This window comes from Burkholderia sp. AU30280 (assembly GCF_020420125.1).
In the GTDB taxonomy this organism is placed as follows: Bacteria; Pseudomonadota; Gammaproteobacteria; order Burkholderiales; family Burkholderiaceae; genus Burkholderia.
On the sequence record NZ_JAIZRY010000011.1, the window covers coordinates 195,585 to 209,049 of the forward strand.

14 protein-coding genes are annotated in these 13,465 nt (G+C 65.8%); 12 read left to right on the top strand and 2 right to left on the bottom strand.

Features of this window, described 5'->3' with window-relative positions; genetic code table 11:
* Positions 1–683: 683 nt before the first annotated feature.
* From LGN17_RS24885 to LGN17_RS24930, 10 genes are all read left to right on the top strand, one after another.
* Positions 684–1,931, top strand: a complete 1,248-nt coding sequence (locus tag LGN17_RS24885) for an MFS transporter (protein WP_226199031.1) — start codon at positions 684–686, stop codon at positions 1,929–1,931.
* Positions 1,932–2,083: 152 nt separating this feature from the next.
* Entirely contained in the window at positions 2,084–3,013 is a 930-nt protein-coding gene (locus tag LGN17_RS24890) for a LysR family transcriptional regulator (RefSeq protein ID WP_226199033.1), read from the top strand.
* Between the two features lie 115 nt (positions 3,014–3,128).
* Positions 3,129–3,623 carry a hydroxyquinol 1,2-dioxygenase gene (locus LGN17_RS24895; RefSeq protein WP_226199036.1) on the top strand — a complete coding sequence of 165 codons (495 nt, stop codon included), beginning with the start codon at positions 3,129–3,131 and terminating at the stop codon, positions 3,621–3,623.
* 38 nt (positions 3,624–3,661) lie between these two features.
* Positions 3,662–4,681: a hydroxyquinol 1,2-dioxygenase gene (locus tag LGN17_RS24900; protein WP_226199037.1), complete on the top strand. Its 1,020-nt coding sequence runs from the start codon at positions 3,662–3,664 to the stop codon at positions 4,679–4,681.
* A gap of 45 nt (positions 4,682–4,726) precedes the next feature.
* Positions 4,727–6,193, top strand: coding sequence for an aldehyde dehydrogenase family protein (locus LGN17_RS24905; protein ID WP_226199039.1), 1,467 nt, complete (start codon positions 4,727–4,729; stop codon positions 6,191–6,193).
* Between the two features lie 8 nt (positions 6,194–6,201).
* A complete protein-coding gene (locus tag LGN17_RS24910; RefSeq protein ID WP_226199041.1) occupies positions 6,202–7,269 on the top strand; it encodes a maleylacetate reductase in 1,068 nt (355 codons plus the stop codon).
* A gap of 28 nt (positions 7,270–7,297) precedes the next feature.
* Positions 7,298–7,441: a hypothetical protein gene (locus LGN17_RS24915; protein WP_226199043.1), complete on the top strand. Its 144-nt coding sequence runs from the start codon at positions 7,298–7,300 to the stop codon at positions 7,439–7,441.
* Between the two features lie 5 nt (positions 7,442–7,446).
* Positions 7,447–7,758: a YciI family protein gene (locus LGN17_RS24920; RefSeq protein ID WP_226199045.1), complete on the top strand. Its 312-nt coding sequence runs from the start codon at positions 7,447–7,449 to the stop codon at positions 7,756–7,758.
* Between the two features lie 3 nt (positions 7,759–7,761).
* Positions 7,762–8,097: a Rieske (2Fe-2S) protein gene (locus LGN17_RS24925; protein ID WP_226199142.1), complete on the top strand. Its 336-nt coding sequence runs from the start codon at positions 7,762–7,764 to the stop codon at positions 8,095–8,097.
* A 197-nt stretch (positions 8,098–8,294) separates the two neighbouring features.
* Positions 8,295–9,383 carry a porin gene (locus tag LGN17_RS24930; protein ID WP_226199047.1) on the top strand — a complete coding sequence of 363 codons (1,089 nt, stop codon included), beginning with the start codon at positions 8,295–8,297 and terminating at the stop codon, positions 9,381–9,383.
* 31 nt (positions 9,384–9,414) lie between these two features.
* Here LGN17_RS24930 and LGN17_RS24935 read toward each other — a convergent pair whose 3' ends face one another.
* Positions 9,415–9,801, bottom strand: coding sequence for a hypothetical protein (locus LGN17_RS24935; RefSeq protein WP_226199049.1), 387 nt, complete (start codon positions 9,799–9,801; stop codon positions 9,415–9,417).
* Between the two features lie 16 nt (positions 9,802–9,817).
* Positions 9,818–10,714 carry a 5'-nucleotidase gene (locus LGN17_RS24940; protein WP_226199050.1) on the bottom strand — a complete coding sequence of 299 codons (897 nt, stop codon included), beginning with the start codon at positions 10,712–10,714 and terminating at the stop codon, positions 9,818–9,820.
* Between the two features lie 388 nt (positions 10,715–11,102).
* Between LGN17_RS24940 and LGN17_RS24945 the strand changes: the two genes are divergently transcribed.
* Together LGN17_RS24945 and LGN17_RS24950 are read left to right on the top strand one after the other, a co-directional pair.
* On the top strand, positions 11,103–11,963 hold the full coding sequence (locus LGN17_RS24945) for a hypothetical protein (RefSeq protein WP_226199052.1): 861 nt from the start codon (positions 11,103–11,105) through the stop codon (positions 11,961–11,963).
* Between the two features lie 8 nt (positions 11,964–11,971).
* Positions 11,972–13,456: a hypothetical protein gene (locus tag LGN17_RS24950; RefSeq protein WP_226199054.1), complete on the top strand. Its 1,485-nt coding sequence runs from the start codon at positions 11,972–11,974 to the stop codon at positions 13,454–13,456.
* The last annotated feature ends 9 nt before the right edge of the window (positions 13,457–13,465 follow it).

Below are 13,465 nucleotides of genomic sequence, written 5' to 3' on the forward strand. Positions count from 1 at the left end.
GTATGTGACCTTCTTTGCAAGGCGCGGGAATTTTTGTTTGGTAATGGGTTTAAATATTTTGGATGGGAATTTATCGGTATGACGGGGTGAGGTAATTTATTTTTCGTCGAAATAAATTGAATGGAATGTGTAAAAAATGAGATTCATCCCATGTCTGGACGAGCTGCGTCGCATGGTGGTGTCGGAAAGTGAGGCGAACAGGATTGCGCTGGTGCTCGTCCGGTGCATCTTGGTTTGCCCCTGTTTGCTTCGCCTCCCGCTACCCGGCGAGCGGCTTCTTCTTGCATGGTTCGCGAAGGCTTTGCGTGATCGTGAGCGGGCATGGCGTGAATGGCGCCTCGCGTGGATGCCCGATGTCCATGAGGGAATTCCCCGGTGACGCATGCGCGAGCGTCACTTCGACGCCGCGCCCGTTCGCTTCGCGCTTTCCCGTCGCCCCTTTCTGGCACCGCCCCCGATTATTTGCGTTTCGCGAATGGCGCGTTCGCCGGTTGCTCCATACCCGATTGGCGGCCGTGCCTCTATCGTGGTGACACCGGCCGATCGAACGCTGCGTGTCGAACCCGCACCGCGGCCGGCACTTCCTCGCGATTCGCGTCGCACACACAAGACATCGGACCTAGCTCATGCGCAGGCGCCGCGGCGCGGCGCGCGCAGGCGAAGCCGTGTCCACGGAGACGGACATGAAAGCAAACGAGTGGGATACCTCATACGAGTGGAAGGCGGTCACGCTGCTGGCGCTCGGCTTCGGGCTGGTCGGCCTCGACCGCTGGCTGATCGCGCCGCTGTTCCCTTCGATCATGAAGGACCTCAACCTGAACGCGCAGGACGTCGGCAACTGTATCGGCGTGCTCGGCCTGTCGTGGGGCATGTTCGCGGCGCTGATGGGCGGCATCTCCGACAAGATCGGCCGCCGGAAGGTGCTGATTCCGGCCATCGTCGCTTTCTCGCTGCTGTCGGGCTTCTCGGGGCTCGCGGGCGGCCTGCTCGGGCTGATCGCGATTCGCGGCCTGATGGGCGTCGCGGAGGGCTCGTTCTGCCCGACGAGCTTTGCCGCGACGGCCGACGCGTCGCATCCGCGGCGGCGCGGGCTGAACCTCGGCCTGCAGCAAAGCGGTTTCGCGCTGTTCGGGCTCGCGCTGTCACCGATCATCGCGACCCAGCTGCTCGGGTTCGTGTCGTGGCGCTGGGTCTTTGCGCTCGTCGCCGTTCCCGGCCTGATCCTCGGCGCGATCATGTTCGTCGTCATCCGTGAGCCGAAGGTCACGAAGGCCGTCGCGTCGGAGCATGCGCCGGCGTCGCTCGGCCATGTGCTCAGGAGCCGCAACATCCTCGTGGCGATGGCCGCATTGTGCTGCGCGATGACGGGCGTATTCGTGCTCGGCGCGCTGCTGCCGCTGTACCTGACCGGCTACCTGGCGCTCGGCACGCAGAAGATGGGCCTCGTCGTATCGGCGATCGGCTTCGGCGGTTTTCTCGGGCAGTTCGGGTTGCCAGGGCTGTCCGACCTCGTCGGCCGCCGTCTTGCGAGCATCGTCGGATTCGCGGGAACGGCCGTGATGCCCTACCTCTTCCGTGGCCTCGGCCCGCAGCCGCTCGCGCTGTTCGGGGTCCTGTTCGTCGCGTCGTTCTTCACGCTCGGGCTGGTGTCGCTGCTGTCCGGCCCCGTGGCGACCGAGGCCGCGCCCGTCGGGCTCGTGTCGACGTCGATCGGCGTCGTGGTCGGCGTCGGCGAGATCTTCGGCGGCGGCATTGCGCCGGCGATGGGCGGCTACGTCGCTGCACACTTTGGCATCCAGAACATTCTGTGGCTGCCGATGGGCTCGGTTCTGCTCGGCATCGTGGTCAGCCTGCTGCTGAAGGAAACCGCGCCGGCCGTGCTGCAGCGCCGCGTGGCCGTGCAACCGGCGCTGGCGGCGGGAGAGCAGTAGCGTTAAGGCCCACGCGCGACGGTCGGCGCAGGCGTGGGCCGGCGCCGCCGCCGATTGACATCCATTGCGTGACACTGTGACGCCTCCCGCATGGCACAGCCCGTTATCCGCACGGGTAGACTGCCGGTTTCGCTGTCGAAAAAGGGCGCGGTATGGACCGGTTTCTGAGCATCGAGGCATTCGTCAGGGTGGCGGAGGCGAGCAGCTTCGCCGAGGCGGCGCGGCAGCTTGGCGTGACCAGCTCCGTCGTGACGAATCGCATCCAGCAGCTCGAGAAGTTCGTCAACGCGCCGCTGTTCCATCGCAGCACGCGCCACGTGCGCCTGTCCGAAGTGGGCGAGGCGTTCTATCGCGAGTGCGCGGAGGTGGTGGGGCGCGTCAACGAGCTGACGGACCAGATGCGCGAGCTTCGCGCGACACCGACCGGGCGGCTGCGTATCCAGATGCTGCCCGGTTTCGCGCTCGATCACTTCGGCGCGCCGCTGATGGAATTCAACCGGCGCTACCCGGGCATCCAGCTCGACGTCATCGTCAATGACCGGGTCGTGGACCCTGTCGAAGAAGGATTCGACATCGCGTTCCAGATCTTTCCGCCCATTTCCGAATCGCTGATCGAACGGCGGCTGTTCACCGTCAGGCGCCTCTTTTGCGCGTCGCCCGCGTACCTCGACGCGCATGGTGCGCCACACCATCCGCGCGACCTCCTGCACCACACCACCGCGCTGTATTCGGGCTATCCGTCGCGCAACCGCTGGACGATGACGCGCGGCGACGAGGTCGTCGAAATGGAGTTGCCCGGCATGATCCGCTCGAATTCCGTGCACCTGCTGCGCGAGTACGCGCTGTCCGGCGGCGGCGTCGTGTGCCTGCCGACGCTCGTGGCGAGCGAAGCGCTCGTCGCCGGCCGGCTGGTGCCCATCCTCACCGACTTCCAGCTCGCGCCGCTGAGCTTTGCCGCGGTGTATCCCGCCACGCAGCGACAGGCGCTGAAGGTGAAGGCGCTGGTCGAATTCCTCGCGGAAACCATCGGCGACGAACCCCCGTGGGATCTTCCCCTTCTGGAGCGTGGCTGGGTGCGTTGAACCGCGCGGATTATTCGCGAAACGCAAATGCCGTAGTCGCCGTCCCGGGCCTTGTTGCGGGGGTTCCTTGCCCCTAGAGTTGAATCCAGCAAGCGGTTCAACTCAGGAGACAGCAATGACCGACACGGCATTCCATACCGTCTTTGGCTCGCTCGACAGCTACCGGAAGGGCGAGATCGAAATCACGAGCGGCAGCGCTCAACACTACGCGTTCTCGAATGTCTTCGAGGTCGCATCGAAGTCGGCCCCTTACGAAAAGGTCGTCGCCGGCAAGAACCTCGAATACGTGATCGAAGTGCTGCGCACCGACGGCCAATCGCCGTGGTTCGCCTGCGCGCACGACGAGTTCGCGATCCAGATGGATGGCGAAGTCCGGATCGAATTCATCAAGCTCGATACGCCGCCGGCATCGGGGCGCGGAACCGTGAGCGCCGGCACGCAACCGGCCGGCCGCAAGATGGGCTATGTCGTATTGCGCCAGGGCCATCAGGCGCTGCTGCCGGCCGGCTGCGCATACCGCTTCACCGCGAGCCGGCCGGGCGTCGCGCTCGTGCAGACCGTCCTGGGCGAGCTGTCCGTGGAGAAGTGGGCCGACATTTGCCTGCACTGATTCGTCCGACCTCATTCGACTATTCCAGGAGACACGTCATGGCCACCCTTGACACCCTCGACCCCTCCGTGGGCTTTGCCGCCGATCTGGTGCGATCGACCGAAGCCGATGCCGTCACCGGCTACCGCCGCTTCCAGCTCGGCGCGTTCGAGTTCCAGCGCGACGAATATTTCGTGAAGATCAGCTGGCCCGCGAAAGGCCGGACTCGCACGCATGCGATGCCGGCGGACGTGTTCCTGCGCGCGATGATGCGCGACGTGGCGTGGGGCTTCTTCTACGGCTGGGTGAACTTCGACCACGTGTTCGGCACGCGCAATCACTACGGCAAGGTGGACATGTATGCGGGCACCTTCAACGGGATCCTGAAGGACGCCGGGGTCGACTACACCGAGACCTTCGACACGCCCACGATCATGGCGACCTTCAAGGCGATGCTGCACGACTGGACGAACGAAGGCTTCGATCCGTTCGCGGCGCCCGAGGAAACCGGTACGGCGTTCGGACGCAAGCACGGCGACAACGGCGCGGCGATCGAGCGCACGCGCATCGCGACGCGCCGCATGCCGGGCCTCGAAGGCGATTCGCCGCTGCGCGACGACCTGCCGGTCAACCGCGCGTTCCTCGACGTCGCGCAGGACGAACCGGAAGTGCACGTCGAGCCGGGCTTCGAAGGCGAGCTGCACGCGTTCAACCTGTTCAAGTACCTGTCGCGCTCGGACGTGACGTGGAATCCGTCGGTCACGTCGGTGTGCGGGCGCAGCCTGTTCTGCCCGACCACCGAGGAATTCATCCTGCCGGTGTTCCATGGCAACGACCGCGTCGAATGGTTTCTGCAACTGTCCGACGAAATCGTATGGGACATCGGCGACAAGAACACCGGCGCGCCGCGCGCACGCGTGACGATGCGCGCGGGCGACATCTGCGCGATGCCCGCCGACATCCGGCACCAGGGCTATTCCACGAAGCGCTCGATGCTGCTGGTCTGGGAAAACGCGACGCCGGACCTGCCGCAACGCTACGAGAGCGGCGAGCTCGCGCCGTATCCGATCGCGTTCTAAGCGGCGCTTCCGTTTCCGCTTCAAGCCTTACACCGAGGACGATTCATGCAAACCCAACTCTTCATCGACGGACGCTTCGTTGACGCTGTCGACCGCGGCACGATCGACGTGCTGAATCCGCACGACGGCGCCGTCATCGCGAAGATCGCCGCGGCCACCGCGGCGGATGTCGACCTGGCCGTCGCAGCCGCGACCCGCGCGTTCCCGAAATGGTCGGCGCTGCCGGCCGCCGAACGCGGCCGCTTGCTGCTGCGCCTGGCCGATGCGATCGAGGCCAACGCGGAGGAACTGGCGCAGCTCGAATCGCTGGACACCGGCCATCCGATTCGCGATTCGCGTTCGCTCGACGTGCCGCGCACGGCGGCCTGCTTCCGTTACTTCGGCGGCATGGCCGACAAGCTGCAGGGCTCGGTGATTCCCGTCGAAACCGGCTTCCTGAACTACGTGCAGCGCGCGCCGATCGGTGTCGTCGGCCAGATCGTGCCGTGGAATTTTCCGCTGATGTTCACGAGCTGGAAGATGGGCCCGGCGCTCGCCGCCGGCAACACGGTGGTGCTCAAGCCGTCGGAAATCACGCCGCTGTCGACGCTGCGCATCGTCGAGCTGATGGCCGAGGTCGGGTTCCCTGCCGGTGTCGTCAATATCGTCCCCGGCTACGGGCATACGGCGGGGCAGCGGCTCGCCGAACATCCGGGCGTCGGCAAGATCGCGTTCACGGGATCGACGGCCACCGGCCGCCGGATCGTCGAAGCGTCGCAAGGCAACCTGAAGCGCGTGCAGCTCGAACTGGGCGGCAAGGGCGCCAACATCGTGTTCGACGATGCCGATCTCGACGCGGCCATCAACGGCGCCGCGTGGGCGATCTTCCACAACCAGGGGCAAGCGTGCATCGCCGGCTCGCGTCTCGTGCTGCACGAACGCATCGCGGATGCGTTCCTCGAGCGCTTCGTTGCGCTCGCGTCGTCGATCCGCATCGGCAACCCGCTCGATGCGAACACCGAGATGGGGCCGCTCACCTCGAAGCAGCACCTCGAACGTGTGCTGTCGTTCGTCGATGTCGCGCGCGAGCAAGGCGGCCGCGTGCTCACCGGCGGCAGCGCGCCGCAGGATCCGGCGCTTGCCGATGGCTACTACGTGCGCCCGACGGTCATCGAGGCAAGGAGCGCGACCGACCGCGTTGCGCAGGAGGAGGTGTTCGGCCCGTTCGTCACGGTGCTGCGCTTCGGCAGCGACGACGAAGCACTGGCCATTGCGAACGCAACCGAATACGGGCTGGGCAGCGGCCTGTGGACGAAGGATCTTTCCCGCGCACACAAGATGGCGTCGCGGATCAATGCGGGCATGTGCTGGATCAACTGCTACAAGCGCGTCAATCCGGGCAGCCCGTTCGGCGGCGTCGGCAAGTCGGGCTACGGCCGCGAGATGGGCTTCGAGGCGATGCACGACTACACCGAAGCGCGGTCGGTGTGGGTCAACGTCGACGGCAACGTGCCGCCGCACTTCAAGCGCTGAGGTTCGCCATGGATCGCTTCGTCTATCAGGGCACCCCGTCCCGCGTGGTATTCGAATGGGGCGCGCTCGCCAGGCTGCCGGACGAGTTGTCGACGCTCGGCGCCCGCCGCGCGCTGATCCTGTCCACGCCCGAGCAGCGGCCGCTCGCCGAGCGTGTCGCGGCGATCCTGGGCGAGCGTGCGGCCGGCATCTGCGCACAGGCGGTCATGCATGTGCCGATCGAGGTCGCGCACGCGGCACGCGAGATGGCCGGCGAACTGGACGCGGACTGTTGCGTCGCGATCGGCGGCGGGTCGACGATCGGGCTGGGCAAGGCCATTGCGCTCGAATCGGTGCTGCCGATCCTCGCCGTGCCGACGACTTACGCGGGCTCGGAGATGACGCCGATCTTCGGGCTCACGGAAGGCCGGCTGAAGCGCACCGGGCGCGACGCGCGCGTGCTGCCGCGGACGGTGCTCTACGACCCGTCGCTGACGTTGACGTTGCCGCCGGCCATTTCGGCGGCATCGGGCATCAATGCGATGGCGCATGCCGTCGAGGCGCTCTATGCGGAAGACGCGAACCCGGTGATCAGCCTGATGGCGGAGGAATCGATTCGCGCGCTCGGCGAAGCGCTGCCCGTCGTGGTGCGCGATCCGGCGCACCGCGCGATGCGCAGCCGCGCGCTGTACGGTGCGTGGCTCGCGGGAACCTGCCTGGGCGCGGTCGGCATGGCGCTGCACCACAAGCTGTGCCACACGCTCGGCGGCACCTTCAACCTGCCGCATGCGCAGACGCATGCGGCGATGCTGCCGCACACCGCGCACTACAACCATGTTGCCGCGCCCGACGCGCTGCGCCGCGTGGCGCGCGCGCTGGGCGGGAACGATGCGGCCGAAGCCGGCCCGCTGCTGTTCGCGTTGAACGCGCAGCTCGGCATCGCGCCCGCGCTCGCCGATCTCGGGATGCCGGAGGCCGGCCTCGACGAAGCTGCCGATCTCGCTTGCCGCAACCCGTATGCAAACCCGCGGCCGATCGAACGCGCGGCGATTCGCGCACTGCTTCAGCACGCTTGGGAAGGGCGCGCGCCGCAATGAGCGGCCCGATGCGTCAATGGAGAAAGACATGAGCCATGACCGCCATGACGGCGACGCCAGGCTGAACGAGCAGGTCGTCGCCGGCGTCGACGGCGCGCCGAGCCCGCGCTTGCGCATGCCGATGCAGCGCCGCGTGCGGCATCTGCGTGCATTCGTCCTCGATCGGAGCTGAGCGCCATGGCGCGTTTCTTTGCGGTGTTTGCGACGGACCAGCCGGGCATGCGCGACGTGCGCGATCGCGTGCGGCCGATTCACCGGACTTACCTGCGCTCGGCCGATCAGCACGGCGTGGTGGTGCGGCTCGGCGGCCCGACGCTGGAGCCGCACGGCGACGCGATGAACGGCACGCTGCTCGTCGTGGAGGCGGACGACATTCAAGCGGTGATGCAGTTCGTCGGCAACGATCCGTATGTGAAGGAAGGGCTGTTCTCGCACGTGGAAGTGCGGCCGTGGGACTGGAGCCTCGGCAACCCCGAGCAGAGAGTGTGAATGATGGAGGCACGACCACTCTGCCGCTTTTCCGATGTGCCTGACGGCGGCGCGCGGGTCGTCGACGAAGCGTGCATCGGACGCCCCGTGATCGTCGTGCGACGGGGCGAGCAGGTGTGGGCGTATGTGAATCGTTGCCCGCACTTCTCGGTGCCGCTCGATTTCGTGCCGGGCAGCGTTTCCTGTTACCGGTCGCAGGTGCTGATGTGCGCCCATCACAGCGCGCTGTTCCGGTTCGACGATGGCGTGTGTATCGACGGGCCTTGCTCGGGCTCGGCGCTGGAGGCCGTGGCTGTCGAGGTGGATTCCACCGGGTGGGTCGTCTATCGCGTCGCTTGATCCGGGTGTGTTGACGAAGTGCAGGCAAGGCCGGTTGATGCGGCGGTTTTTGTATCTGTCAATCAGTAAAGCTAATCATATTCAACGCGTCGGGTAATCGGCACCCGAAAGACGGCGATTCCTTGTGCAGCATCGGGCGAGCACCTGCCACGCAGCAGGTGGCGGCCTCGCATTTTCATAAAAAAGACGGAGACGGAATGAAACTCAGGTTTGGAGCAGTGGCGATTCTTGCCGTGGCGCAGGGCGCATGGGCGCAGAGCAGCGTGACGATGTTCGGGCTGATCGACGCCGGCGTGTCTTATGTCAGCAACGAGGGGGGCGGAAAGAACGTCAAGTTCGACGACGGCATCTTCGCGCCCAATCTCTTCGGCTTTCGCGGCACGGAAGACCTCGGGGGCGGATATCGCGCGATCTTCGCGCTCGTGAACCAGTTCTCGATGGCCAACGGCAGCATCGTCGGGACCGGGATTTTCGGGCGCAATGCGTACGTCGGTCTCGAAAGCAATCGGCTCGGCAGCATCACGCTGGGTAACCAGTACGACTTCATGGTGGATGCGCTGTTTTCAAGGAACAACGCGATTTCACGGGATATCTCGGGGCTGTACGGCTTTCGCAATGGCCCGTTCCAGCGTCTCGCGCTCCCGGACAACCCGACCGGTGCGTTCGATTGGGACCGCACGGCAGGCAGCAAGCCGATCGCGAACGCCGTCAAGTACCGTTCGCCGACGGTCGCGGGCTTTTCCGGCGGCGTGATGTATGCGTTTGGCGGGGTGGCCGGTTCGGTTGGTGCAGACAACGCAGTCAGCGCCGGGTTGAACTATGAAGCGGGCGCGTTGGGTGTGGGCGCGGCTTATACGAACGAGAAGTACGGCCCCGCGCCCGGCGTGCCGTCCACCAGCGTGCGCAACTGGGGCGTCGGGATGCACTACGACTTCGGTGTCGTGACAGCGAGTGCGCTGGTGACCACCGTGCGGAATTCGTTCAACGATGCCGCGGTGTGGATGGCCGAAGCGGGCGGGTTGTGGCACGTGCGGCCGGATGTCGTGCTGGGGGCGAAATACATGTACATGAAGGGCAATGAAGCGGTGAACGACAACCACGCGCATCAGGTCAGCGTGGCGCTTCAGTACCTGTTCTCGAAGCGGACGATGGTCTATGTGTCGGCGGATTATCAGCGGGCGAACAGCGGTGCGAACGCGCAGGTCAATGGCGTGCTCGATCCGAACGGGGCTTCGAGTTCGGCGAGCCAGACGGTGGCGCGGGTGGGGGTGCATACGGTGTTCTGACGAGTCGATCCGCACCGAATCACGTGCCGCGCTATTCCAGCAGATAGTGCATCGCCGCGGCACAAACCGGGCAGAGTGTGCGAACGCGGCCATCCGTGTGGCCGCGCAGCGTGGCCGGATCGCCGCAATATTCGCACATGCGTTGACTCAGGTTCGCCGCGGAGGCGAGCCAGCGATCCACTTCGCCGGTTACGTTTCCGCGTACGCGGAAACGCAGCCCGCCGAGCTTCTCCTTCACTTCGAGCACGAGCAGCAGCGACTTGCGCGCTTGCGCTTCGAGCCGGCACGACAGCTGGTCGATGATCGCGTACCAGCCGTCGTCGCATTCGAACAGGCAGCTCCCGGAGAACCGGGGCGCCAGCGCCTGATAGATGGTGGGGTACGTGTCGACCAGCTTGTTTTCGAGTTCTCGATTCATCTGCAAATTCGCTTGTTCAATGAAGAATCAGCCCGGATTCGTTGTTGATGCCGTATGGCACGTGGCCGGTCGCGACCCGGCGTGCGGCTGATTCGCAGTTGCGGACATGGTCGTCGAAGAAGATGTCGGGGCGAAATTCCGCGAGGAACCCCGCCTTGTTCCTGCCGCCGAGGAACATCGCTTCGTCGACCGTGATACCCCACGCGATCAGCGTGCGAATGGCGCGCTCGTGTGCCGGGGCGCCGCGTGCGGTCACCAGCGCGGTACGCACGTTGACGCCGGATGCGCGCCGGCCGCGCAGCGCGCACAGGGCAACGAGGAACGGCTTGAGCGGGCCGGGCGGCAGCGGCGCGTGCGCATGACGCATTTCATGGGCGTTGAATGCGGACAGCCGGCGCCGCTGGAACACGCGCTCCGCTTCGTCGCTGAAGAGGACGGCGTCCCCGTCGAAGGCGATGCGCAGTTCGTCGTCGTGCGTGCAGCCGGTCGGGGCGGGCGCCGGATACAGGCAGGCGGCCGGGAACCCGGCGGCCATCGCGCTCGCGACGTCCCCGGCATGCGTCGAGAGAAACAGGTTTGCGTCCAACGGCGCGAGATAGCGATGAGGTTGTGCACCGCCGGTGAAGATCGCCCGATGAATCGCCAGCCCGTGATGCCGGGCAGACGCGAACACCCGCAGGCCGGTCGTGGGGTCGTTGCGCGACAGGAGCGCGACGTCGACGGCCATCTCGTCGTCGCGATTGAACGCCAGCAGCTTGCGCACCAGCGGGAACGCGACACCGGGGCCGGCCGGCACGTCGAGCCTCGACGCCTGCAGCGCACGGTAAGCCGACGGATCGTCTTCCCGATATACGAGATGCTCCGCGTCGAAATCGAACAGTGCCCGGGCGGAAACAGCAACGGTGATTTTCATGCCTGAACTCATGGGCTCTCCAATGACTGCAGGCAAGGGTGCAACACACTTGGGACAAATCCTGTCCTTTGGGTTGCGCGGAATCGTGCCGCGCGGGCGAACGTGCCCTGCGCGGCATCATCCGGCGCGTGTCTGAAGCGCAATCTCTCGCGGCGTGTTCGTTCGGGACATGAATTGTCCCGAACGAACATCACCATCCGGCCTGACGCATCGAGCAAAGCGGCGGCCGCGAACCTAAAGTTGGCCGCCATCGGCGCCGTTAAGCCGATGGACTATTTCTCGGCTTCAGGCGCGAGATGCGCATCACCCCCACAGCCGCCGTTGCGGCCCGACGCAAGCCCGACGTGAACGGGTGGCGCCGGAATGACGATACAGACCGGAGATCGACATGCTTAACAGAGAGGCGGCAGCGACCGCACGCAGCCAGCTCGAGGCTGCAGCCAAGGAATACGACAAGCGCCAGGCTGCGGTGCAGACGCTCGCGACCGAGCTTTACACGCTGCGGCGCGAGAGCAGTGAACTGCTGATCGGCGAAGTCGAGGCCTACGTCAACGGCCTGGCCTCCACGCCGAAGGAGTTCGATCGCGCGTTTGCCGAATACAAGGTCGAATATCGGACCTTCGAAGGCGTGGTGACCGAAGTTGACCGGCAAATGCACGACGTCAACGTGACGGGCGGCGCGGCGACGGGCGTAGGTGTGGCCGCCGGCGCATCGACCGCGTTGCTCGCGCCGACCGCGGCGATGGCCATCGCGACCACGTTCGGCACGGCTTCGACGGGCACGGCGATCGCATCGCTCTCCGGCGCCGCGGCGACCAACGCCGCGCTGGCGTGGCTGGGTGGCGGCGCACTGGCGGCAGGCGGCGGCGGGATGTCCGCGGGCGGCGCGCTGCTCGCGCTGGCCGGCCCGGTGGGTTGGACGCTTGCCGGCGCGGCGGTCGTGGGCGGCGGCGTGTTCATGTGGCGCGCCAATGCGAAGGTCGCGGAGGAAGCGCACCAGCGGCGTATCCCGATCGAGAAAGGGATCGCTTCGCTCCGGATGGCCGCAGGCGAAATCGACGGGCTCAAGACGCTGACGCAGACCCATTCGGCCGGCATGAAATCCCTGCTGGCAGCGCTGAAGCAAACCGCGCCGGCCGACTATGGCCAGTTCTCGGCGGCAAGCAAGGATGCGCTGGGCGCCCTCATCAATCACGTGCGTGCGCTGTCCGCGCTGTTGAACAAGACCATCCTGGCCAAGGCAGCCTGAGACCGAACATGACAATCCAGATGTCGGCAGACCTCGGCGAAAGTGACGCTTTGCCCGGCGCTGCTTCTTTCCCTCGCACGTCGAGCCTGGCCGACCAGGCCGCGGGTGTCGTGGTCGATGCGATCAACGGGGCGCGCGTGGCGGCCGAAGCGGCATTGCAGTCGGCGCAGGATCGCGCGTTCGACAGCGCGATGGACGCAATGAACACGTTGCGCGAATTCATCGGCGAACCCGGAAAGATTCTCGGCCGGATGGACACGAAGCACGGCGAGATCGCGGAGCAGGTCGAAGTCGCGGTTCGCCGCGCCCGCGATTTCCTCGCGCAGGTCGCGCCCGGCGCGACCTTCGACGGTGTCGGGCGAACGGCGCCGATGGACTATCGAATCGACGGCATTGACTTTCAATCGAAGTTCATCAACGGTTCGAGCAAGGGGCTGACGCACGTGCTCGAGCATATGGGCAAGTACAAGGATTTCGCGACCGACGGCGTCTATCACATTCCGAAGGACCAGCATGCGCAGATTCTCGAAGTGCTGAAGGGCAATACCGGCGAACTGAGCGACAAGACGATCCGTGCGATTCAGGAGAAGGTCGCGCAAATCGAACTGGCGAGCGGCAAGCCGTTTTCGGCGGTCGTGCAGCCGTCGGTATCGACGTACGGTGAAGTCCAGCTCGGCAAGGTCGATGAAACGGTCAACGCGCATGAACAGGATCTCAAGCAACAGAACGAGACGCTCAAGGACCAGATCCGCATCGAACACGAGCCATCCCTCGCCGAAGGGTTGAAGGCGGCGGGCGGCGCGGCGGCGGTTGGCGCGGCAGTCAGCCTGACCACGAAGCTGTGGCAGAAGTATCGGGACGGGAAGAACATTTTCGCCGGCGACTTCAACGCCGACGACTGGGCGGAGGTCGGCCTGTCCACCGCAAAGGGGGCGGCCGGCGGCGCTCTCGCCGGCGGCGCCATCTATGCGCTGACGAACTGCGCCGAGATGTCCGCGCCTTTCGCGGGTGCTTTCGTCAGCGCCGCCAGAGGGATGGCGGTGCTCGTGGCCGACTATCGGTCCGGGAAGATCTCCGTCGACGCGCTCATCGACAACGGGATGTTCGTTTGCAGCGATGCGGCCATCGTGGGGCTGTGCACGGCGGCAGGCCAGGCGTTGATTCCGGTGCCGGTGCTGGGCGCAGTCCTGGGCTCCATCGCGGGCAAGTTCCTGTCGACCTTCATCGGGAAGCAGGCGCGCGAAGTGACCGACAGGCTCGCCGAGCGCACGAAAGGCATCGTGGACGCGCTCGATGCCGAAGTCCGCAAGGTCCTTGCGTTCCTCGAAGCGGAATTCGACCGGCTGGGCGAACTCACCGCGGCAGCGTTCGACCTCAAGGCCAATGTGCGTCTGCTCGAGTCGAGCCTGACGCTTGCCCGTGCGCACGGCGTGAGCGAATCGCTGCTGATCAAGGGCGACGCCGACCTGGACGCCTTCATGACGGGGCGGTAAGCCTTGTCG